The sequence below is a fragment of the Bradyrhizobium betae genome (genome assembly GCF_004123905.1).
Lineage (GTDB): Bacteria > Pseudomonadota > Alphaproteobacteria > Rhizobiales > Xanthobacteraceae > Bradyrhizobium > Bradyrhizobium betae_A.
In genome coordinates, this window is sequence record NZ_MZXW01000020.1 from 175,995 (window position 1) to 196,433 (window position 20,439).

Here is a 20,439-nt window from a genome sequence, read left to right on the forward strand (position 1 = left end):
CAAATGTGTCCCAGTCTGACGCAGGGACCGCTCCGAGCGGGTTGATCGGCCTCCGCCGACACGCAATAAGCACCGCCATGAATCTCCCTGACACCGATCTGCCCAACACCGGCCTTCCCAATCATTTCGAGCTGCGCGCCACCGATGGCGCTGCGCGCACCGGGCGCCTGACGACGCCGCATGGCGTGGTGCGGACGCCGGCCTTCATGCCGGTCGGAACCGCCGGCGCCATGAAGGGCATGCACTGGCGCGAGGTACGCGACGCCGGCGCCGACATCGTGCTCGGCAACACCTATCACCTGATGCTGCGTCCAGGCGCGGAGCGGATCGCGGCACTCGGGGGCTTGCAGACATTCACCGGCTGGAACGGACCGATGCTGACGGATTCCGGCGGCTTCCAGGTGATGTCGCTGGCGGACCTGCGCAAGGTCACCGAGCACGCCGTCACCTTTCGCTCGCATATCGACGGCGCCAAGGTCGAGCTGTCGCCGGAGCGCTCAATCGAGGTGCAGCGCTTCCTCGGCTCCGACATCGCCATGCAGATGGACGAATGCGTGCGGCTGCCGGCCGAGCGCGATGACATTGAGCGGGCGATGCGGCTGTCGCTGCGCTGGGCCGAGCGGAGCAAACGCGCTTTCGAGAGCGCGCCCGACGGCTACATGCTGTTCGGCATCGTGCAGGGCGGGGATATCCCGCAACTTCGTCATGCCAGCGCCGAGGGCTTGGTCGAGATCGGCTTCCACGGCTATGCGATCGGCGGCCTCGCCGTCGGCGAACCGCAGACGGTGATGCTGGCGATGATCGACGAGACGGCGCCGAGGCTGCCAAAAGAGCGCCCGCGCTATCTGATGGGCGTCGGCACACCCGACGACATCCTCGAAGCCGTCAAGCGCGGCATCGACATGTTCGATTGCGTGATGCCGACGCGCAATGGTCGTCACGGCGTCGCCTTCACCCGCTTCGGCCAGGTCAATCTGCGCAACGCGCGCCACGCCGACGATCCGCGTCCGCTCGACGAAGAGAGCTCATGGCCGTCGACGCGCAACTACGCGCGCGCCTATCTGCACCATCTCGTCAAGGCCGGCGAGACGCTGGGGGCGATGCTGCTGTCCGAGATCAATATCGCTTACTACCAGTTCCTGATGCAGGGCATCAGGGACGCGATCGCACACGGAAAATTCGAGGAGTTCTATCAGCGTACGCGCGAGGACTGGGCGAGGGGCGATATCGCCCCGCGCTAAGGCGTAACAGGCGTCAGTTGCAGACGATCCGCCGCTTGACAGCGTGCTTGGTCACGAAGCCGTAGCCGCAAGTGTCGCAGGTCCAGAGATAGCTGATCATGTGGTCCGAGACGTAAGCGGATGCTTCGGCGGCGACCATGGAGTCGGCGCAGACGGGACAGGTAGGCAACTCGCTGCAACGCGGATCGCGGTGGTGCGCTACGGTCGACAGCACTTCAGCAACTGCTGACATCGTGGTGACCTCCCTGCTTTGAGACGTAAGTCTAACATAAGCAGAATCACTTGACGAGGTCGCAACACAAACGCGTTGGCTTTTATAAAATTGGCTTCACCTCGACGTGTCCACCAACGGTTTTCCGGCCGGGTTTCGCAGCGCAAACAATTCGTGTGCGTTGCGATAGGGCAGTGACGCTGCTTCACGCGTCGCGATGTTCGATCACTGCGACGCACCCTGCCGGCTGAGAGCCGGCTCGAGAACGACTTGAGTCCTGCGGTCCGAGCGGAGCTTGCGTCCGAACGCGATCGCGGGTTTCTCGACGAGCGAATATGTCATCCAGCTGACAAAAATCGACGACGCCACGACCTCGGCGACGAAAGCGAGCCATCCCAGCGGCTCGTCGCCAAGCCAGGCGTAGTGATGGACCCAGACCATTGCGAACGGCGACATCAGGTAGACTGAATAGCTGATGACGCCGACGAACGCGAACGGGCGCCAGGCCATTCGCTCGCCGAACGCGGCGAATGCGATAAAGACGAGAGCCGCGCAGACATAGGCTCCGCCGATCGAATAGCTGTAGAAGAAGTTGTCGTCGTAGACCCCGCCATAGCGGCTGTTGCACAGCGTGATGGCGAAGAGGGCGTAAAGCGCCGTGCAGACGGCGACATGTCGCCATCGCAGCGTTCCCGAGATGACGGTGTCGCGAACGATCTTGCCGAGGAACATCGCCGACAGGTTCAGCCCGGCCTCCATCACCACCCAGGCCGCCCTGTCCTCGACCAGGACGGCCACCGCAGTGCCGGCCAGGGCGATTGCAACGAGGATCGCAACAGCGGTGAGGCGTTGGCTCAGAAGCCCTGCGGCAAAGAGACCGATGCAGACGACATAGAACAGCAGCTCGATTGTCAGCGTCCAGTAGAAGTCCCAGAGGTGAGGGACCTCCAGGAAGGACTGGAGCATGGTGAGGTTCGCGGCGATCTGCGACACGGGATAGGTCTTGGACTCGACCGCCTGCATCGTGACCAGCCCGATCGCGATCGAGGTCCAGTAGGCCGGATAGAGCCGGAAGAAACGACTGATCGAAAAGTCGTTCACGGGAGACGCGCTGCCGGGAAAGCTGAACGGGATGACGAAGCCGCTGACGAAGAAGAACAGCACAACGCCGAACCGCCCGAAATTCATGTAGTAGCCGATCGCGTCGTGAAGGATCGCATGATACGCGCCGGTCGGATGCTCCCGCACGATCACCTCGAGCGCGTGCTGGACCACCACCGACAGGACGGCGATCCCGCGCAGGGTATCGATGAAGGCGAGCCGTTGATGCATCATGCGTTCTCTGCCGCTTCCGCTCACGTCCGATGACCGGATCGGCCGCATCGCCCTGACCGCAACGGGGGGCGCCTGGCGGGATACTTGGCTGAGGCACAAGTGGTGATCAGGAGGCTGGGCGCTGGTCCGGCAGTTCAGCACGGCAATCGTGAACAGATTGACAACGGGGATCGGCAGGACGGTCAGCCCGGGCCCCGCGGGCGGAACGGCCGACCGGGTCACATAATTTTGCTATGAGGTGGGTTCCGTGCGGGCCGCATTGTCGCTTGCGTGCCGCCGCCAGCTGTCTGTAACTGCGCCACAGCCGTACAAATTGTCGCCATAGGGAGTTCACGATGGACGCATCGTCCAAAGCAGGTGCAGTGCACCAACCCGGCCGCGGCCGGATCTATGATTCGATCGTCGAGGCTTTTGGCGATACGCCGATCGTGCGGTTGCGCCGCCTGCCGGCCATGCACGGCGTGAATGCGACGATTTTGGCAAAACTTGAATATTTCAACCCGGCGGCAAGCGTGAAGGACCGCATCGGCGCGGCCATGATCATCGCCATGGAGAAGGCAGGTCACGTCAAGCCCGATACCGTGCTGATCGAGCCGACCTCCGGCAATACCGGCATCGCGCTCGCCTTCGTGGCGGCCTCGCGCGGCTACCGGCTCAAGCTGGTGATGCCGGAATCCATGTCGATCGAACGGCGCAAGATGCTGGCTTTCCTCGGCGCCGAGCTGGTGCTGACGCCGGCGGCGCAGGGCATGAAGGGCGCGATTGCTGCCGCCGAGGAGCTGTTGAAGACGACGCCGAACTCGGTGATGCCGCAGCAGTTCAAGAACCTCGCCAATCCCGAGATCCATCGTAGCACCACCGCCGAGGAGATCTGGAACGATACCGGCGGCAACATCGACTTCTTCGTTGCCGGCGTCGGCACCGGCGGCACCATCACCGGCGTCGGCCAGGTGCTGAAGCCGCGCAAGGCCTCGTTGCGTGTCGTCGCGGTCGAGCCGGAGGAGAGCCCGGTGCTGTCAGGCGGCCAGCACACGCCGCACAAGATCCAGGGCATTGGCGCGGGGTTCGTCCCTGACATCCTCGACCGCTCCGTGATCGACGAGATCGTGAAGATCAACTCGACCACGGCGATCGAGACCTCGCGCGCATTGGCGCGGCACGAGGGCATTCCCGGTGGCATCTCCTCGGGCGCGGCGATCGCGGCGGCGCTTGAGATCGGCAAGCGGCCGGAAGCTGCGGGAAAAACCATCCTGGCTATAGTGCCGTCCTTCTCCGAGCGGTATCTTTCGACGGCTCTGTTTGAGGGAATCTAGCACATGGCGGATCAACCACCGAGGCGGCCGCGCACGCTTGGCGATGCCAGGACCGAGGCTGAGGCGGCGTTCAAGAAGGTGACCGCCAAGGTCGCCGTCGCGCCTCCGAAGCCGAATGTGGCGCCGGGGATCAAGGAGCAGGTCACGCTGCGCATCGACCAGGACGTGCTGGAGTTCTTCCAGGAAGGCGGCCCCGGCTGGCAGGACCGCGTCAACGAGGCGCTGCGCAAGGCCGCGGGGAAGTAGGCGCCGGCTGCCCAGAGACGCCCGAAAGCCGGCACACCAGCGAAATCAGAGGACCTGCGACAGGAACCGCTGCGTTCGCTCGTCCTTGGCCGCCGTAAACAATGTTTCCGGCGGCCCGTGCTCGACGATTACACCGCGATCGGTGAAGTAGACGTGATCGGCGACCTCACGGGCGAAGTTCATTTCATGGGTGACGAGGAGGCATGTCATCCCGTCCTCGGCAAGCTCCCGGATGGTGACCAGGACCTCCTTGACCGTTTCCGGATCGAGGGCGGCGGTTACCTCGTCGAACAGCATGATGTCCGGCCGCATCGCCAGCGAGCGGGCGATGGCGACGCGCTGCTGCTGTCCGCCGGAGAGTTCGCCGGGATAGGTGTCCTCCTTCCCCGCGAGCCGCACCTTGGCGAGGAGTGCCCGGGCGCGCGCGTCGACCTCGGCACGTTTCTGGCCGAGAACATGGATCGGCGCCATCATCACGTTCTGAAGCGCGGTCTTGTGCGGGAAGAGGTTGTACTGCTGAAACACCATCCCGACCTTGCGGCGCAGCGCCAGCTTGTCGAGCCTGGGATCGGACACCTCGATGCCCTCGATTTGAATGCTGCCGGACGAGATCGGTTGAAGGGCATTGATGCAGCGGATCAACGTGGATTTCCCGGATCCGGACGGGCCGATGATACAGATGACCTCGCCCTTCCTGACCGACAGGCTGATGCCTTTCAGAACCTCGAGAGCTCCGAATGACTTTCTGACGTCGACGCATTGGACGATAGGCTGATCCGGAGTCCAGCTCGTGGCCATGCTCTGCTCCCTCAGCGTACGCGGAACCGGCGCTCGAGACGAGCGGTCCAGAGATTGATCGGATAACAGTAGAGGAAGAAGCACAGCAGCGCGAAGCCGTAGAGCGGTGCGAACAGTTCCGGTCTGCCGCCTTCGGCGGCATGGACCTGCGCCGTCAGCGTGAGCATTTCCGAAACACCGACGATCGATGCCAGCACCGTGGACATCGCGACCAGCGCGTAGACGTTCATCCAGGGCGGCAGCATGCGCTTGATGCATTGTGGCAGCATGATCAGCCACATCGTCTGGCGCCGCGTGAACGAGAGCGATTCCGCCGCCTCCCATTGCGTCGACGGAATGGAGCGGACGGCGCCACGCACGACCTCGGCGACATTCGCCATGACGGGCAATGCAAAGCCCACCGTCGCCTTGATCCAGTCCGGCAACGGGATGGTCGTCTTGAAGACGGTGATCTGGAAGGGCACCAGAAACATGATGAAGAACAGCAACACCAGCCAGGGCGCGTTGCGGAAGAATTGAGTGAGGAGCCAACTGACGGCGGCGAGCGGCCGGAACTCCGACAGCAATCCCAGACCCAGGCCAAGCCCGGCGGCGGTCCCCAACAGCATGGCCAGCAGGGAGATCAGGATGTTGAAGGCGAATCCTTGCAGCAGGAGCGGTGACCACTTCACGATGACCTGCAGCGGGGACAGCATCGTCGGTGCGGTCTGTGCCCACGCGGTGGATGCCGCCATCATGATGCAGAAACAGAGGATGGCCGCGGACAGCGGGCCGATCCGAATGGACATCCTGGTCGGCGCGAGACGGTACGGCAAAAGGACGGCGGGCCTGTGCTCGGAGCCGGCTGTCTTCATCGCGCATAACCGGGGATGTGCATCGCCCGTTCCCACCGATGCATCAGCCAGACGAGGACGCCAACAAGGATGCCGTAGGTCGCCAGCAATACGATCATCATTTCGAGGACATTCTGCGATTCCGACCAGATCTGCTTGACCGCGTACAGCGTCTCGGGAACGGCGATCGCGTAGGCGAGGGTGGTCGTCTTGAGCAGGTTGACGAGGTTGTTGTTCAGTGCGGGAAGACAGACGCGGACGGCCAGCGGAAGGACGATATGGACGTAAGCCTTGAGGCGCGTGTATCCGAGCGCCTCTGCAGCTTCGATCGTCGTCCTCGGCACCGCCTCAATGCCGGAGCGGAAGATTTCCACGTTGAAGGCAGCCGCGAACAGTGACAGCGAAATGATGGCCCACTGAACGTTGCTCAGCAGCGGAACGCGCATGCCCGCCGCCTCGACGGCCGGAAGCATGGTGCCGAGGCCGAAATAGAAAAAGAAGAGCTGGACCAGCGGGGGCGTGTTGCGGAACACCACGACGAAAGCATTGACGGGCAGCCGCAGCAACATCGACGGACTGCCTTGCATCAAGGCGCCAACCGCGCCGATGGCGAGGCTCAGCACGATGGTCGTGACACTCAGAAGCAGCGTCATCTTGAGGCCGCCGAAGTAGCGGCCCCAGTCGTACGCATCGTAGAACACGGAGAAATTCAGCCCCGTCGTCTCGTAGAGCCGCTGAAACCAGTCGCCGATTGCCTGCATGTTGCGCGACACCGAGATGTTGAGGCGATGCCTCGTATCAGTGCATTGGTTCGATCTGTTCGGAGCGCAGGACCGTTCTGACGCTCCGCCTCATGCACTCATTTGTCCTTGAATTGCTCGTGCATGGAGAGCGAATACTCGGTCGGCGCAATGCCCCACTTCTTTTCCGCTGCCACGATGAATCCGGTCTTCATCCAGTCCTTGGTCGTATCTTCGAGCAGCTTCTGAAGGCTGGTATTTTCGAGCGCAACGGCGATCATCCACGGCGAAGGCAGAACGCCTTTCAGCAGGAGGTCATAATCCGTCTTCCACTCGTCCTCCAGCAGCTTACCCTGCAGGAAGGTCTGATCGTAGACATAACCGATGCAGTTGCCCTGCTTCATGGCGAACAGAGGTTTCTCCGAGCCGTCAAACGCAACAATCTCGGGGCCGTAGGATTTGGCGACGTCCTTGTTGTACCAGGCTCCCGACGTGGCGCAGACGGGTTTTCCCTTGAGGTCGGCCCAGTCCTTGATGCCCGCCTTCTTGTTGAGAAGGATGTTCACGTAGTCAGAATAATACAGCGGTTCGATGGCTTGAACGACGCGGCGGCGTTCCGGCCTGTCCGCCATGGTCGCGATCAGCAGGTCAACCTTTCCCTGCTGCAGAAATTCGATTCTGTTGGAGGCCGCGACCGGAACGAGTTCGAGTTTGACGCCACGGCGCTTGGCGATGTCTGCGGCGAGATCCGGCTCGATGCCGACAACGTTTCCCGTGGGATCGCGGAAGCCGAAGAGCTTGTAGTCAGCCTTGACGCCGACGTTCAACGTGCCGCGCTGCTTGATGGCATCGACGCCATCGGCTGCTTGGGCACTGCCAAGCATCAGCAGCGCCGCGACTCCTGTCATCATGGAACGGACAATGTCTCTCATCGGATGACGCCTCCAGGATTGTAATCACGACGCGCGTTGCGCGCACATTTTCAAGATACAAGGCTCGTTCAAGATACAAGGCTCGTGCCAAACGTCACGAAAATCGGGAGATGGAGAATGGGCTGAGGTCGATCGCGCTTCGGCCGTCGGTCACCATCCCGGCCACGACATTGCCAATACCTGCCGAGTGCTTGAAGCCGTGGCCCGAGCAGGCCGAGACGACAAAAATTCTGTCCTGCTCGGGATGGCGGTCGATGATGAAACCCCGATCGGGCGTCACCGTATAGATGCAGGCGGCCGCCTGTGCGACGCGCGGCGTGGCGCCCGCGAGCCGCCCTTCGACGTGTTTGCGGTACATCTCAGCCGACTCCCCGGAATCAACGGCGCGGTCGACTGTATCGGCCGTCGTGCTGGTCTCGTACTGCTCTGTCGCGACCTTGAGGCGACGATCGCCGGACGGGGGCGGGAAGCCGTAGAGGTAATCGACGTCAGTCGCGCCGTGCATCCAGATGAAGACGGGCGCGTTGGCGCGATAGGCGCTGGTGTCGTCGAGCTCGTACCAATGCAGCACCTGCCGCTTCACGCTGAGCACGCGGTCAAATGGCGCGCCGAGCAGGTGAGCATTCCAGCCGCCGGCCGACACCACCACCTGGTCCGCGTCGAATGTGCCTGACGACGTTTCCACCCGAACGGCGGAGCCTCTCTGCGCGATTGAGAGAACTTCGACCCCCGTGCGTATCGTGGCTCCCAGTTGCTCCGCGCGCGTCAGCTGCGCCTTGATGCAGCGTTCCGGGAAAACGTATCCCCCGCCGGGCTCGTAATAGGCCTTCTCGTCGCCCGCGAGGTTCAGGAATTGGGGGAAGCGGTAAGCCACTTCTCGCCCGTCGATCACTTCATGAGCGATGCCGAAGTCACGAGCTGCCCCGATCGAGCGCGCGACGAAATCAGGCTTGCCGTGGTGCGACGTCTCGCCAACGCCGGGTGCCATGACGACGAGGCCACAGGGGTTCAGGAGCTCGGCAGACGTCTCGGCTTCGAGCTCACGCCAGATCCGGTGCGAATCCAGGGCCAGCGGTACGTAATCGCGGCCCTCGCCGACGGCCTGTCGGGTGATGCGGGTTTCGCCGTGGCTGGACCCCATCGTGTGGGGAGGGGCGAAGCGATCAAGGCCAACTGCCTTCACCCCGCGCTTGGCCAGTTGATAGAGCGTCGCGCTGCCCATGGCACCGAGGCCAATCACCAGAATATCCGCTTTCTCGCTCATCGGCTCGGCACTGCTTAATTGTTAGGATAGCGCGGATTGTGCTGTCGAATGCGGCTTTGCTACAAGGATAATTCATATAATGAAGGAAATTTGCATCTTCATATGACTTTTGCTTAAGTAGAGGAATGCAGCCACCCGTCCCCGACCTGAGAAGCCTACAGATTGTCGCGGCTGTCGCGGACTCCGGCAGCATGCTCGAGGCGTCCCGCCAATTCGGGATGACGCAATCCGCCGTGTCCCAGGCGGTCCGGCGTGCCGAAGCCGCGCTCGGCGTCGCGTTCTTCAACCGGACCCGCAGGCCGCTCACGCCGACCCGGGCGGGGCGTATCCTGACGAGCCGGGTTCTCGATCTGAACCGCGACTTTGATGCACTTGTCAGCGCGCTCCGGGGCGCGGCGGAACAGTCTGAACGGGTTGATCTGAGGCTCGGCGTCATCGACTCCTATGCGGCCACGGTCGGCGCGCATCTCGTGAAAGAACTCATGACGGGCGAGATCGCACTGAGCCTGTCCGTATGGTCGGGTCTCGCTCACTCACATGCCGAGGCGCTGATGAATCGCAAGATCGAGGCCGCGATCACATGCGATGCAATGGATGATCTGTATGATGTCGAGCGCTTCCCATTCTATCGCGAGCCAAATCTGTTGGTGGTGCCGCGCGGCATGGAGGCCGAATTTGCCGGCCTTGATCTGCGGGAGGTTCTCGCCCGACATCGCCTGGTTCGGTACAGCGAGCGTTCCTGGGCAGGGGCTCAGGTCGAGCGCCATCTGAGCCGTCTGGGCATTCGGCCGCCACGGGCCTTCGAGTTCGACACCTCGGACAGTCTGGTCGCCATGGTGGCGACAGGCATGGGCGTGGCGATCACCACGCCGCTGTGTCTGTTGCAGGGACTCGCGCATGCGGCTCAAGTCAGCGCTCTGCCTTTGCCGGGTCCTGGATTTTTTCGTGAGCTGCTTCTGGTGACCCGCCGTGGCGAGCTCTCATCGCTGGCGCCGCGCATCGCAGAGATGGCCCGGAGCAGCATTACGACGCAGGCGATGCCGCGCATCCGAACGCTGGTGCCCTGGTTCACCCAAGATTACTAGCCAAGATTACTAGCCAGGACTATTAGCAACAAGAAAGCCCGGCGCGAGCCGGGCTTTTGTGCTTGCGATCTGATCTCGCCTCAGCGGCGGAACATGCCGCCCATCATGCCGCCGACGACACCGCCGACGAAGGCCGCGCCGGCATCGCCGCCACCGCCGCGATGCTGCGCCGGTGCGCTCTGCTGGGCTTGGGCCGGAGCACGCCGGGCCGGCTTCTGGCTGTCCTCGCTCGCGGTGGCCGGGGCGGCCGCCACGATCTCGGAGAGCAGCGCCTTGTGCTGGAATTTGTTGAGGTAGCCGGTCGACGGATAGCCGCGCGCGGCCTGCCAGCGCTTGAGCACGGTACGGGTTTCCTCGCTGAAGGCACCGGTGACCTTGGTGTCGAAGCCGAGCCCGGTCAGGCGGCGCTGCACGTCGCGGCGCTGGCCCTTGTCGAGGCCGATCTGGTCTTCGGTGAGCTGGGTCGCGTCATCGGTGAAGGTCGCGGGATCGACGCCTCCGTTGAGGTTGCGGGTCGTGGTCGACGGACCGCTCTTGATCGCGGCAAGCCGCGCCAGCGCCAGCGCCTTGAACTGGCCGTTCGGGTAGGCGGAGAGATAGGCGTTGAGCTCTTCCGGCTTGTTGGATTCCTTGACCGAGCGCCAGTATTCGAGCTCGACACCGTCGTTGCTGCCGCTCGCCGCCGGCACGATGCCTGCCGCGGTAGGCGCCGCATTGGCGACCTGGGTCGTCGGCGCCTGGTTGAGATAGACTGCGCCGATCAGGTTGGTATGGCCCCAGGGAAGCTGGCCCTTGTGGGTCTCTTCGTTGACCTGGGCGCGTACCGAGGTCATTGCCTGCTGGATCTCGACGCCGGGCTTGGTGATGTTGTCGATCAGGGCGCGGGTGAACGGGCTGTTGTTGCCCTCCTGGCCGTCGAGCGCGGTCTGGCCCGGGCCGGTGGCGAATGCGATCAGCGTGCCTTCGCCGGACTTCATTTCGGCAAGGCCGCTCTGCACATTGACGCTGCGGGTCGCCGAGTTCGACTTGATCTTGGCGGCAAAGGGATTGTCACGACAGGCGTCGAGGAAGACGAGCTTGACCTTGGCATCGCCCATGGTCTGGTCGAGCGTCAGGTCGATGTTGATGGCGGCGCCGAGCTTGACGTCCATTTCCGATTTGATGTCGGCATCGACCGGCAGGAGATAGTTGGAGCCGCCGACGGCGATGCCGTGGCCGGCGTAATAGAACACCGCGACATCGGAGCCCTGGGCCTTGCGACCGAAGTCGAGCAGCTTCTCCGTCATCTGGTCACGGGTGAGGTTGGATCCTTCGATCACCTCGAAGCCGACATTGCGCAGCGTCGACGCCATCGCCTTGGCGTCGATCGGCGGGTTTGGCAATTGCGCGACATTTTTGTAGGCGCCGTTGCCGACGACGAAAGCGACGCGGCGGTCGGCCTTGGCGGCGCTGATCGACAATGCCATGCACATCAGCGAAGCGAGGAAGGTGAGAGTGCGCATCTGAAATCCCCAACAGAATCGAATTGCAGGCAGCAACAAACTGGCACCAAACTTACACGAAATCGCCCGGCCTCGTGCAAGCAAAACACAGCCACATATTGCTTTGCGGCCGAGTGTTGCACGCTGGAATGCCCCTCCAACGTGATCCAAATCACGCTCGACCAATTTGTTTGTCGCGCGAAGCAGTGCGCGGGTTCACTGCGCGCGGGCAGGACCCGGCGGCGCCGGTTTCAAATTCAGGAGATTGCCGCACAGGATCAGCGCTGCGCCGAGCACGGTCCAGGCGTCGAGCCGTTCGGAATAGAGCAGCCAGCCTGCGGTCGCTGTAAGTGGAACCCGGAGGAAGTCCATGGGAACCACGACCGTTGCGTCGGCATAGCGCATCGCGCTGGCGAGGCAGTAATGCGCGAACGTGCCGCAGATCGAGATCACCATTACCCAGCCCCAGATGTGGCCGGGCGGCCAGGCCCAGACGTAGAGCGACGGCAGGACGCCCGCGACCGACTGCACCACCAGCATCCAGAACAGGACCGCGAGCGCGCTCTCGGTGCGGGTCAGCGATTTGACCAGCGCCATGGAGACGCCGAAGCCGATCGCCGCGCCGAGTGCGATCAACTGTCCCTGATTGATCTCGCCGGTCGAAGGCCGCACGATGACGATGACCCCGACGAGTCCGAGCACGATCGCCGCGATCTTCCACGATGTCATGCGCTCGGACAGAAAGCTCGCGGCGAGGATCGCGGTCCATATCGGCATCGTGAACTCGATCGCCACCACCTGGCCGATCGGGATCAATGTCAGCGCAAAGAACCAGCCGAGCTGCGAGACATAGTGGATCAAATTGCGCGCGATGTGCTGGGGCAGCCGCCTGGTCTGGAGCTTTGCAAAGCCGCCGGCGCGGCGGATCATCGGATAGAGCAGGCAGAGACCGACCAGCGAACGCACCTCCATCACCTGGAAGACGTTCATTTCGCGCACGGCTTCGCGTCCCGCCACCGCCATGACGAGCGTCAGGGACAGCCAGCCGGCCATCCACAGTGCAGCCATCGTTTTGGACGGTGTCGTGCTCATCGGGCGAGATGTGGGGGCAAAGTCCTGAGGGGAGGCCGGTATCGGCGACATCAATGCCGTTTGCAACGCCCAAATCTGCGGATGCAGCGATGCAGCGCGGCGTGCTAAGCCAACGCCGAACAACGAGAAAATCGGGAGATATTCGCTCATGCAAATCTTGCAGCCGGCCGAGTGGAAAAAACCGCGCGGCTTCTCTCACGGTGTCGTGGCGGAAGGGCCGGGCCGCTGGGTGGTGCTGGCGGGGCAGACCGGCGGCGACGAGACCGGCAATTACGCGCCGGACATGGCGGCGCAGGTCGCCGCCGCGCTGAAGCGGATCATCAAGCTGCTGGGCGAGGCCGGAGCCGGCCCCGAGCACATTGTCCGCCTGACCTGGTACCTGACCAGCCGCAGTGAGTATGAGGCGGCCGGCGCCGGCATCGGCGCGGCGTGGAAGGAGACGCTGGGACGCAATTTCCCGCCTTCGACGCTGCTCTACATCGGCGGTCTCGTGGACGACCGGGCCAAGGTCGAGATCGAGGTCACCGCGTTCGTGCCGAACGCATAAAAAAGACCCGGCGAGGTCGCCGGGTCGATTGTCGTGTCACCGTGCTGTCGTCCTACTTCGACATCGAGATGTTGGCGCCGCGGAACTGGCTGTCTGCGCGCATCGTCACGTTCTGCTTGTTGCCGCTGGTCTTCAGCGAAATGTTGGCGTTGAAGCCGGCGGTCGAGGCGACCAGCTCGTAGTTGCCGCCGGCACCGCGGCCCTGGAGCGAGCCGGAGATGTTGCGGCTGGCCTCGGACCAGTTGCCGGCGATGGCGCCGCCTTCAGCCCTGACGTTGGCGCCGAGGTTGAACTTGTAGGCGTCGCTGGCGCAGGTCAGCGACATCTCCATGGTCGGTCCGATCGGCGCGTATTTGGCCCGGCAGCGGATACGCTCGGTCGAGCCGTCATCCAGCGTGACGGTGCCGGCGCCGCTCCAGCTGCCAGCAAGCGGGGCAAACGGGCCGGACTGGGCCTGGCTTTCAGAGTTGACGAACCCCGCCGCAAACAAAACGGCGGCCGCAATCAGCAGCCGCCGGCCTGGGACGCTGGTTCCAAATTGCTTATTGGCGCGATGCTTCCCATCGCCCGCTGCACGGTATGCCTGCAGATGCTCCATTCCACTTCCCCGATCCGGCGTTGCCGCTGAGTTGACCGTTGGCATATGCACCATTGATCGAAACTTTCACAAGTCCCCCACTGCCGATGGTGCCGGAAACGTTAGCGCCGGGTGCGGTGATCCTGCCGTCGGCAACCGTCAGCATCGAGCTCGCGGTCGGCTCGCAGGTGCCGCTCTTGGTGACGATGGTGACCTGCCAGTTGCCGTCATAGGGGGTCTGGGCGAAGGCGGGAGCGGCGAGGGTGCCGGAGAAAACTGAAACGGCACAGAACGCCGCGATGCGGGCAAAACGCATGAATTCCGTCCTTGGATGTGTCTGATATGCTGTCGCTTATCCGGACCAAATGTGACGGAAATTTGTTGCAATGCCAAAGCGAAAATTGTTCCTGTGGAAACAATAGTTTATTTGTGTTTTCGACTCCAATTTTCGAAGCAGAATCAACGCGGCTTCACGTTAATCCTTAACGTCAGGAGACGACTCAGGAGAGACTCGGTGCCGAGGTGGCGAACTGCTCGTCCTGAATCTTGGACGGCAGCGCCTTGTGGACCTTGGCGTAGTCGATCACATCGGCCAGCAATTTGAGCCCGAGCGGGGCGAGCGCGCGCTCCCATAGTTCCCGCGCCGTCTCGCCTTTCTTGACGAAGCACCACTCCTGGGCGGCGATGGCGCCGGCATCCATGCGGTCGGCGAGGTGATAGATCGTGCCGCCGGCGATCGGGTCGCCTTCCTTGATGGTCCATTCCACCGCCGCTTTGCCACGATGGCGCGGCAGCAGCGAGGGGTGATAGCCGATCCCGCCGAGCCTGGAGGCCGCGAGGGCATCCTTGCCAATCCGGGCGTGGCTGTGGGCGGTGATAATCAGGTCGGTGTCGGGGGCGATCTCGGCGGCCACCACCAGCTTCGGATTGGCCTGGACCGCCACCTCGATGCCGGCTGCCTGGGCAGCCGCGGCGAGGCGGTCCTCGGCGTCGGCGACGACAACCCGCACGATCGAGACGCTGTGCTCCCGGAGCATGTTCAGGGTGGTCACACCGAAATGGCGGGAGCCGACGAGGGTAATGCGCATGGGGGTCCGATCCGTCTCGCAACTGCGTCAACCCCCGATAACACGTCGGTGCGCCCTGTCACCACCCGCGCGCCGTTTGTGCCGGTTATCAACAATGCGCGGGGCGCACGGCGCGCCGAACTCCGCGATTGCGCGGCCGGTCGTTCCGGTGCTTCCATGCGCGCACGGCACCGGCTCGGGAGCAAGTGCATGCGAAGCGCGTGGTTTGTCCTTCTTGCGACACTGATCGTGGCTGCCCCGGCCCGCGCAGGCGGTCCATATCCGGCGGTGCCACCTGAGACCGGGGTTGCGCCCTTTATCGGTCCGACCTGGGACGCCTATCGTTGCGCGGAAGGGCCGGTCTATAATTTCTACCACGGTGCCTATTACGGCGAGGAGCCGCCGGCGCTCTATCGCGGCTACGCCTACCGCCCGTATTACCGCTACAGCGCCTATCGTAGGCTGCCGCGCAAATATGCCTGCGTCATCGACTAGCGTTGCCGTACGGCCACGGTCGGACGGCAAATGGTGAACATGCCGGTTCCTGTGTTTGGTTTGTAACAGAAGCGTCCCCGGTTTGCCGCTAGAACTGCGCCAACCGGGGCTGGCCACATTTCATTCCGGATCCGTTTTCGAACCCGGCTTTGGCCGCTGGCGTGAATGCCAGCGGCTTTTTCATGCCGCGCATCACGAAATCATCAGGCGGTAATACCTTCTCAACCAACCGGGCGTATCGACGAATCCGTCGCGGATTTGTATTGCGTACCGCGACACCGAAATATCCCGCCGGCGTGGGTGCGCCGCGCGGGTTTTTTCGCCGGGACCGATTTCATGCCGAGCGCGATTGAGCAGATCGTGGACGCCTATGTGCGTCTGAAGAACCGTCGTGGCCTCGACGAGCTGATGATGCACAGGCAGCGGCTCGCGGTCGATCTGAAGAGCAGGTCCGGTTATGATTTCAGCCTGCCGATCGGCAAGATCGACGAAGAGATCGCGATCATCGAGGCGGGCCTCAGCCGGCTGAAGGCCGAAGCCGCTGATCCCGGTGCGACGCCTCCGAGCTGACGTGTTCAGTCGCGCCGGCCGCCATCGATGACGGTGAACAACGGCCGCGCCTGGGTCGGCTCGACCAGCAGCTCTTCCACCAGCGCGGTCGCCGCATCGACATATTTGCGTGTCGGCTTGTCGAGCTCGCGCTTGGCCTCGTCGTCGAGCGCGATCTTTGCGGCCTCGACCAGCTTGCGCATCCGCTGCGCATGGTCGTCGCCCGCCGTCAGCGTCGCGCGCGCCAGCGAGCGCAGCACGAACAGCTCGCCCTCGAGGCGGAGCAGACGGTCGTTGAGCCTGGTGAGGACGGCGTTGAGATCGGCCATGTCAGCTGTTCGTCGCGGAAGAACTGTCCTGATCTAGCGGCGATCGGTGAACGGAGTGCAAACGGGACTGGCGCAATTGGGGAGATCTCCGATGCCGCCGATGTGAGACATCGTGACGTTGCGGTGCATCGTTTGAACCTGGTTCCCGTACCACATGACAGCCCGGGTGGACGTCTGGAGCACATGCGATGCGGTCTGTCCTGGCCTTGGTCCTCCTGATTTCGACATGCGCGTCGGCGGCCGCCGCGCCGGCACATCACGCCCGTGCGCGGCATCACATCCTTGCCCGCCCGGCAGAAGACGCGCCCGTGCCGCCTGGCTGGTACAAATTTCCCGGATGGCCGCCGATCCCGCCGTCGGAGAACAGGAATCTCGATCCCTCCAATTTCGGAGGTGCTTGATGGCCGCTCATGCCGTCCGCGCCAGATAATCGCGCGCGAAGGCGAGATACCAATCGAGGCAGGCGGGATTGGCCATCGCCTCCTTGTTGATGACTTTCTCGACCGGCTGGCCGAGCAACAGCTTCTTGATCGGCAGCTCCTGCTTCTTGCCCGAGAGCGTGCGCGGGATCTCGGCGACGGCGAAGATTTCATTCGGCAGGAAACGCCGGGACAGGCCGGCCTCGATCGCCTTGTTGATTTTCGCCTGCATCGCGCCGTCGAAGACCACGCCGTCGCGCAGCACCACGAACAGCGGCATGTAGCTGTCGCGGCCGAGATATTCGAGGTCGACGACGAGGCTATCGAGCACCTCCGGCAGCGCCTCGATCGCGGAATAGAGCTCGCTGGTGCCCATGCGCAGGCCGTGGCGGTTGATGGTGGCATCGCTGCGGCCGTAGATGATGCAGGATCCATCAGGGTCGACCTTGAGCCAGTCGCCGTGGCGCCACACCGGCCCGCGGCCGCTGCCGTCAAAGTTGTCCGGGTAGGTCTCGAAATAGCTGGAGCGATAGCGCGCACCGTCCTTGTCGTTCCAGAAATAGAGCGGCATTGACGGCATGGGCTCGGTGCAGACGAGCTCGCCGACCTCGCCTGTGACGGCGCGGCCTTGTTCGCTGAAGGCTTCGACGGCTGCGCCGAGCAGGCGGCACTGCATCGCGCCCGGCGTCTGCGGTAGTTCACGATTGCCGCCGATGAAGGCGCCGGCGAAATCGGTGCCGCCGGAGATGTTCGCCCACCAGATGTCGGCCTGCGCCTTGCTGCCGTTGGTCTTCGACAACACGGCGAAGCGGTCGTTGAACCAGGCTTGCGTATCGGCGCTCAGCGGTGAGCCGGTTGAGCCGAGGCAGCGCAGCTGCGATAGGTCGCCGGCGGCAGCAAGTTCGATCTCGGCCTTGGCGCAATTGGCGAAGAACGCCGCGCCCGCGCCGAAGAAGGTCGCTTTCGACTGCGCGACGAAGCGCCACAGCGTGGTCCAGTCCGGCTTGTCCCTGGCGCCGCCGGGGCTGCCGTCGAAGATGCAGCAGGTGGTGCCGCTGAGCAGGCCGCCGATTTGCGAATTCCACATGATCCAGCCGGTCGAAGAGTACCAGTGATAGCGCTCGCCGAACGAGTTCGGATGATAGGAGCAGCCGATGTCGTTGTGCAGGCCGAGCAGCGCCAGCACCACGATGACGATGCCGCCATGCCCGTGCACGATCGGCTTCGGCAGGCCGGTGGTGCCGCTGGAATAGACGATCCAGAGCGGGTGATCGAACGGCAGCCACATCGGCTCGAACGCGTCGATCGCCGCGCCCGTCCTTGCGACGATGTCGGAGAGCCGCGCGTCTGGCGCGGCGGGTGCGGCGGCCTCGCTGTGCAGGATGACATGCGCGACCGTCGGCAACGATCGCCGCAGCTCCGCGACGACGTCTTTGCGATCGTGCGAACGGCCGGCATAGGTGACGGCGTCGCAGGCGATCAGAACCTTTGGCTCGATCTGCTTGAAGCGGTCGATCACGGCGGGCGCGGCCATGTCGGGCGCGCAGACGCTCCAGATCGCGCCGATGCTGGCGCTTGCGAGAAACGCGATGATGGTCTCGGGGATGTTGGGCAGGTACGCCGCGACGCGGTCGCCGGGCTTGATGTCCTTGTCCTTGAGATGCAGCGCAAGCGCAGCCGCCTTGCGCCGCAGCTCCGGCCAGCTTGTCTCCGTGATCCTGCCGTCCTCGCCACAGCTGACGATCGCGGGCAGGCCCGCGGCATGCGCCGCGTCGACATGCCGGAACACCTGCCGTGCGTAGTTGACCTGCGCGCCCGGAAACCAGACCGCGCCGGGCATCTTGCGCTCGGTGATCACGGCCGCAAACGGCGTCGGCGATTGCAGATCGTAATAATCCCAGATGCTGCGCCAGAAACCGTCGAGATCGCGCACCGACCATTGCCGCATGTCTTCGTAGCTCGCAAAGGAGAGGCCGCGCTGCGCGGTGAGCCAGTTGCGGTAGAGAGCGATCTGGGGAACGAAGGGAGTCATTGCGTGTCGACTTCAATTGCGGGGAAGGGGAGTGTAACGGGTCTTGCAGCGTGGCAGAAGCGCCAGTTTTCGCAGGGAGGTCGGTGCTTCAACGTTGTCATTGCGAGCCACCGGGTCCGCGCGAAGCGCGGCCCGATGACAGGCTCCGCGAAGCAATCCGGAATCCCTCCGCGGTAACGGCCTGGATTGCTTCGCTGCGCTCGCAATGACGGAGTGTTGTGCACTGGTTTCGCTTGTTCAACTCGCATCCCGAACCGCAGACATGACATCGCATTCTCGCGGCGCGTTTCGCCCGAGTCTTGCGTCGTCCTTTTGCCCCTGTCGAAACAAGGGCGCAGGGAAGGCCGGGCGCCGGCGGCACCCGCGATCCGTGCGCCGTAAAAATGCACACGGGGTGGACCACAGGCTCAGCCGATGCTCGGCCTTCCCTGCGCGATGGGTTACGGCGTACTTCGTGCTCTCCCCGGGGAGCGATGCACTATTGCCCCCGTCGTCCTGCGGATGGCTGACGCGCGCGCCCGGTTGGACATCACACATCACCACAGGACTTGACGCACAGACCCCGGGCGTCAGGACCACACGACTTGGCCGTCCGCGCACGTCTTCGCTGGGACTTCGAGCGCTGGCGTGTGCTCACGCCCGAAGCCATGCGAAGACGCTGTCGGCGCCGTGTCGTCGGCGCGAGAACTCCTGCTCACGGTTTCCCGCCCTGCAAAGCTCGTCGCGCCCGACGCCGTCGCGTCCATCGCTCCCAGGCCCGCGGTTCGTGACGATCGCGATCCGCCCCTTGTCTCGGGCCAGGGTGTGTCGTGTGTACGACAAATCCGAATTTCGGCAAAGTGGAATATTTTTGCCGGAGAGGATTGACAAGCGGGGTGGAGAATTTGCGCGGGGTGTTTTGCCCGACGGGAGACTGACTTCTGGACCCTCCGTCTATTTCCACGCGCCCTTGTTCTTGGCAGCCTCCCTGATCCAGTCGGCGTCTTGGCCACGATCTGATATGGCGGTTTTGGACAGAAGCGGACATCAACTAACCGATAGACTCAGCCGAAACCGTCGAGAATGACCCTAAGCAGAAGTCGAAAACGGCCCAGTTGTGCTCTGGTCGAGCAAGTTCGCCAAATCATCGTGCCCACCGGGTCTTGCATAGTCGGCGGCCGCAAAACGTCCGGCGCGAGCGGCCGGATTGGCCCCCAGTTGGAGCAGAAGCCTAACAACCTCCGTGTCGCCCTTGCGGGCTGCCACCATCAAAGCAGTCACGCCGTCAGCGGAATGATTAACATTGGCGCCGCCAGCGACTAGCGCCGTTACTGCCTCCTCGCATCCGCTCTGTGCCGCGAGGATCAGGCAACTTGAATCCCCTGCGCTGGTGATTGCGTCCGGGTCTGCGCCGGCCGCAAGGAGCGCTTGGATTACAGGTACTTGATCTCCGACCGCGGCTCGAAAGCTCGCCCATAGTAGAGGCGTATAACCTTTCTTGTCGCGCTGGTCAGGCAACACGCCCGCATCTAAAAGACGTCGCACGGTTTCTATGTCTGCATCAAATGCGGCGCTGTGGAGATGGGACACGAGAGTTCTCGCAGTGGTCTTTGCCGCGACCATACCTCAGCCTCGACGAAATGTCGCCACATGACCCATCGCGTTGGTTGGCACACCGAAGGGACATGTCGGGTACGAGGGGTAGAGCAGAAGCTGTCCGACTCATGGCCGACCGCCGCCTTTGACCGATTCCGTTGAAAAAGGGAAACAGTAATCGGATGTATTGGCGTCAGCGCGATGCGGCCCAATGGCTTTGGCGGTTTCTACCCCAAGGTGGGCATTGGGATCAGCTTGGCCATCTTGCGAAGGTTCTG

At 63.4% G+C, this 20,439-nt stretch carries 22 protein-coding genes; 7 read left to right on the forward strand and 15 right to left on the reverse strand.

All coding sequences use genetic code 11. From position 1 onward, the window contains the following. The first annotated feature begins 77 nt into the window (after positions 1–77). Positions 78–1,241 (forward strand): tRNA guanosine(34) transglycosylase Tgt, encoded by a 1,164-nt coding sequence (gene tgt / locus B5V03_RS18120; protein WP_129271765.1) that lies wholly within the window; start codon positions 78–80, stop codon positions 1,239–1,241. A 13-nt stretch (positions 1,242–1,254) separates the two neighbouring features. On the opposite strand, the gene B5V03_RS18125 is transcribed toward tgt, so the two are convergent. Beyond that, positions 1,255–1,473 carry a hypothetical protein gene (locus tag B5V03_RS18125; RefSeq protein ID WP_129271766.1) on the reverse strand — a complete coding sequence of 73 codons (219 nt, stop codon included), beginning with the start codon at positions 1,471–1,473 and terminating at the stop codon, positions 1,255–1,257. Between the two features lie 204 nt (positions 1,474–1,677). Continuing rightward, complete coding sequence (locus B5V03_RS18130; protein ID WP_245502254.1) at positions 1,678–2,787, reverse strand: acyltransferase family protein; 1,110 nt, start codon at positions 2,785–2,787, stop codon at positions 1,678–1,680. A gap of 335 nt (positions 2,788–3,122) precedes the next feature. Here B5V03_RS18130 and cysK point away from each other — a divergent pair, with 335 nt between their 5' ends. Together cysK and B5V03_RS18140 are read left to right on the forward strand one after the other, a co-directional pair. After that, a complete protein-coding gene (cysK, locus tag B5V03_RS18135) occupies positions 3,123–4,100 on the forward strand; it encodes a cysteine synthase A (protein WP_129271767.1) in 978 nt (325 codons plus the stop codon). Positions 4,101–4,103: 3 nt separating this feature from the next. After that, the gene (locus B5V03_RS18140) at positions 4,104–4,346 is read left to right on the forward strand and encodes a BrnA antitoxin family protein (RefSeq protein WP_129271768.1); all 243 of its coding nucleotides are present in this window, start codon (positions 4,104–4,106) and stop codon (positions 4,344–4,346) included. A gap of 45 nt (positions 4,347–4,391) precedes the next feature. Here the strand turns inward: B5V03_RS18140 and B5V03_RS18145 are convergent, their stop codons facing one another. From B5V03_RS18145 to solA, 5 genes are all read right to left on the reverse strand, one after another. Further along, on the reverse strand, positions 4,392–5,144 hold the full coding sequence (locus B5V03_RS18145; RefSeq protein ID WP_129271769.1) for an amino acid ABC transporter ATP-binding protein: 753 nt from the start codon (positions 5,142–5,144) through the stop codon (positions 4,392–4,394). An 11-nt stretch (positions 5,145–5,155) separates the two neighbouring features. Continuing rightward, positions 5,156–5,998 carry an amino acid ABC transporter permease gene (locus B5V03_RS18150; protein WP_129271770.1) on the reverse strand — a complete coding sequence of 281 codons (843 nt, stop codon included), beginning with the start codon at positions 5,996–5,998 and terminating at the stop codon, positions 5,156–5,158. Then, positions 5,995–6,738: an amino acid ABC transporter permease gene (locus B5V03_RS18155; protein ID WP_129271771.1), complete on the reverse strand. Its 744-nt coding sequence runs from the start codon at positions 6,736–6,738 to the stop codon at positions 5,995–5,997. The genes B5V03_RS18150 and B5V03_RS18155 overlap by 4 nt, the downstream gene beginning before the upstream one ends. A gap of 98 nt (positions 6,739–6,836) precedes the next feature. Beyond that, a complete protein-coding gene (locus tag B5V03_RS18160) occupies positions 6,837–7,649 on the reverse strand; it encodes a transporter substrate-binding domain-containing protein (RefSeq protein ID WP_129271772.1) in 813 nt (270 codons plus the stop codon). A 94-nt stretch (positions 7,650–7,743) separates the two neighbouring features. After that, positions 7,744–8,913: an N-methyl-L-tryptophan oxidase gene (gene solA / locus B5V03_RS18165; RefSeq protein ID WP_129271773.1), complete on the reverse strand. Its 1,170-nt coding sequence runs from the start codon at positions 8,911–8,913 to the stop codon at positions 7,744–7,746. Between the two features lie 125 nt (positions 8,914–9,038). Here solA and B5V03_RS18170 point away from each other — a divergent pair, with 125 nt between their 5' ends. Then, on the forward strand, positions 9,039–9,998 hold the full coding sequence (locus B5V03_RS18170) for a LysR family transcriptional regulator (protein ID WP_129271774.1): 960 nt from the start codon (positions 9,039–9,041) through the stop codon (positions 9,996–9,998). Between the two features lie 80 nt (positions 9,999–10,078). On the opposite strand, the gene B5V03_RS18175 is transcribed toward B5V03_RS18170, so the two are convergent. After that, positions 10,079–11,500 carry a caspase family protein gene (locus B5V03_RS18175; RefSeq protein WP_129271775.1) on the reverse strand — a complete coding sequence of 474 codons (1,422 nt, stop codon included), beginning with the start codon at positions 11,498–11,500 and terminating at the stop codon, positions 10,079–10,081. 195 nt (positions 11,501–11,695) lie between these two features. Continuing rightward, positions 11,696–12,571 (reverse strand): DMT family transporter, encoded by an 876-nt coding sequence (locus tag B5V03_RS18180; RefSeq protein ID WP_129271776.1) that lies wholly within the window; start codon positions 12,569–12,571, stop codon positions 11,696–11,698. Positions 12,572–12,719: 148 nt separating this feature from the next. Here B5V03_RS18180 and B5V03_RS18185 point away from each other — a divergent pair, with 148 nt between their 5' ends. Beyond that, positions 12,720–13,118, forward strand: a complete 399-nt coding sequence (locus B5V03_RS18185) for a RidA family protein (RefSeq protein ID WP_129271777.1) — start codon at positions 12,720–12,722, stop codon at positions 13,116–13,118. Positions 13,119–13,170: 52 nt separating this feature from the next. Here B5V03_RS18185 and B5V03_RS18190 read toward each other — a convergent pair whose 3' ends face one another. The 3 genes from B5V03_RS18190 to B5V03_RS18200 form a co-directional block, all read right to left on the reverse strand. Beyond that, positions 13,171–13,716: a hypothetical protein gene (locus tag B5V03_RS18190; protein WP_164988103.1), complete on the reverse strand. Its 546-nt coding sequence runs from the start codon at positions 13,714–13,716 to the stop codon at positions 13,171–13,173. Continuing rightward, a complete protein-coding gene (locus tag B5V03_RS18195; RefSeq protein WP_129271779.1) occupies positions 13,661–14,011 on the reverse strand; it encodes a hypothetical protein in 351 nt (116 codons plus the stop codon). Before B5V03_RS18195 ends, B5V03_RS18190 begins: the two co-directional genes overlap by 56 nt. Positions 14,012–14,195: 184 nt before the next feature. Next, entirely contained in the window at positions 14,196–14,783 is a 588-nt protein-coding gene (locus B5V03_RS18200) for a formyltransferase family protein (RefSeq protein WP_129271780.1), read from the reverse strand. 189 nt (positions 14,784–14,972) lie between these two features. Here B5V03_RS18200 and B5V03_RS18205 point away from each other — a divergent pair, with 189 nt between their 5' ends. Together B5V03_RS18205 and B5V03_RS18210 are read left to right on the forward strand one after the other, a co-directional pair. Then, positions 14,973–15,257, forward strand: a complete 285-nt coding sequence (locus B5V03_RS18205) for a hypothetical protein (protein WP_129271781.1) — start codon at positions 14,973–14,975, stop codon at positions 15,255–15,257. Between the two features lie 336 nt (positions 15,258–15,593). Further along, the gene (locus B5V03_RS18210; RefSeq protein ID WP_129271782.1) at positions 15,594–15,827 is read left to right on the forward strand and encodes a hypothetical protein; all 234 of its coding nucleotides are present in this window, start codon (positions 15,594–15,596) and stop codon (positions 15,825–15,827) included. A 5-nt stretch (positions 15,828–15,832) separates the two neighbouring features. On the opposite strand, the gene B5V03_RS18215 is transcribed toward B5V03_RS18210, so the two are convergent. From B5V03_RS18215 to B5V03_RS18235, 3 genes are all read right to left on the reverse strand, one after another. Next, positions 15,833–16,135, reverse strand: coding sequence for a hypothetical protein (locus B5V03_RS18215; protein WP_129271783.1), 303 nt, complete (start codon positions 16,133–16,135; stop codon positions 15,833–15,835). A gap of 408 nt (positions 16,136–16,543) precedes the next feature. Further along, positions 16,544–18,586, reverse strand: coding sequence for an acetoacetate--CoA ligase (locus B5V03_RS18225; protein ID WP_129271785.1), 2,043 nt, complete (start codon positions 18,584–18,586; stop codon positions 16,544–16,546). A gap of 1,068 nt (positions 18,587–19,654) precedes the next feature. Continuing rightward, the gene (locus B5V03_RS18235) at positions 19,655–20,155 is read right to left on the reverse strand and encodes an ankyrin repeat domain-containing protein (RefSeq protein ID WP_164988104.1); all 501 of its coding nucleotides are present in this window, start codon (positions 20,153–20,155) and stop codon (positions 19,655–19,657) included. Positions 20,156–20,439 lie beyond the last annotated feature (284 nt).

Bases quoted from the DNA above. Each gene is read 5' to 3' on its own strand.
- tgt (WP_129271765.1), top strand. From the start codon at position 78: ATGAATCTCCCTGACACCGATCTGCCCAACACCGGCCTTCCCAATCAT.
- B5V03_RS18125 (WP_129271766.1), bottom strand. From the start codon at position 1,473: ATGTCAGCAGTTGCTGAAGTGCTGTCGACCGTAGCGCACCACCGCGAT.
- B5V03_RS18130 (WP_245502254.1), bottom strand. From the start codon at position 2,787: ATGATGCATCAACGGCTCGCCTTCATCGATACCCTGCGCGGGATCGCC.
- cysK (WP_129271767.1), top strand. From the start codon at position 3,123: ATGGACGCATCGTCCAAAGCAGGTGCAGTGCACCAACCCGGCCGCGGC.
- B5V03_RS18140 (WP_129271768.1), top strand. From the start codon at position 4,104: ATGGCGGATCAACCACCGAGGCGGCCGCGCACGCTTGGCGATGCCAGG.
- B5V03_RS18145 (WP_129271769.1), bottom strand. From the start codon at position 5,144: ATGGCCACGAGCTGGACTCCGGATCAGCCTATCGTCCAATGCGTCGAC.
- B5V03_RS18150 (WP_129271770.1), bottom strand. From the start codon at position 5,998: ATGAAGACAGCCGGCTCCGAGCACAGGCCCGCCGTCCTTTTGCCGTAC.
- B5V03_RS18155 (WP_129271771.1), bottom strand. From the start codon at position 6,738: ATGCAGGCAATCGGCGACTGGTTTCAGCGGCTCTACGAGACGACGGGG.
- B5V03_RS18160 (WP_129271772.1), bottom strand. From the start codon at position 7,649: ATGAGAGACATTGTCCGTTCCATGATGACAGGAGTCGCGGCGCTGCTG.
- solA (WP_129271773.1), bottom strand. From the start codon at position 8,913: ATGAGCGAGAAAGCGGATATTCTGGTGATTGGCCTCGGTGCCATGGGC.
- B5V03_RS18170 (WP_129271774.1), top strand. From the start codon at position 9,039: ATGCAGCCACCCGTCCCCGACCTGAGAAGCCTACAGATTGTCGCGGCT.
- B5V03_RS18175 (WP_129271775.1), bottom strand. From the start codon at position 11,500: ATGCGCACTCTCACCTTCCTCGCTTCGCTGATGTGCATGGCATTGTCG.
- B5V03_RS18180 (WP_129271776.1), bottom strand. From the start codon at position 12,571: ATGAGCACGACACCGTCCAAAACGATGGCTGCACTGTGGATGGCCGGC.
- B5V03_RS18185 (WP_129271777.1), top strand. From the start codon at position 12,720: ATGCAAATCTTGCAGCCGGCCGAGTGGAAAAAACCGCGCGGCTTCTCT.
- B5V03_RS18190 (WP_164988103.1), bottom strand. From the start codon at position 13,716: ATGGAGCATCTGCAGGCATACCGTGCAGCGGGCGATGGGAAGCATCGC.
- B5V03_RS18195 (WP_129271779.1), bottom strand. From the start codon at position 14,011: ATGCGTTTTGCCCGCATCGCGGCGTTCTGTGCCGTTTCAGTTTTCTCC.
- B5V03_RS18200 (WP_129271780.1), bottom strand. From the start codon at position 14,783: ATGCGCATTACCCTCGTCGGCTCCCGCCATTTCGGTGTGACCACCCTG.
- B5V03_RS18205 (WP_129271781.1), top strand. From the start codon at position 14,973: ATGCGAAGCGCGTGGTTTGTCCTTCTTGCGACACTGATCGTGGCTGCC.
- B5V03_RS18210 (WP_129271782.1), top strand. From the start codon at position 15,594: ATGCCGAGCGCGATTGAGCAGATCGTGGACGCCTATGTGCGTCTGAAG.
- B5V03_RS18215 (WP_129271783.1), bottom strand. From the start codon at position 16,135: ATGGCCGATCTCAACGCCGTCCTCACCAGGCTCAACGACCGTCTGCTC.
- B5V03_RS18225 (WP_129271785.1), bottom strand. From the start codon at position 18,586: ATGACTCCCTTCGTTCCCCAGATCGCTCTCTACCGCAACTGGCTCACC.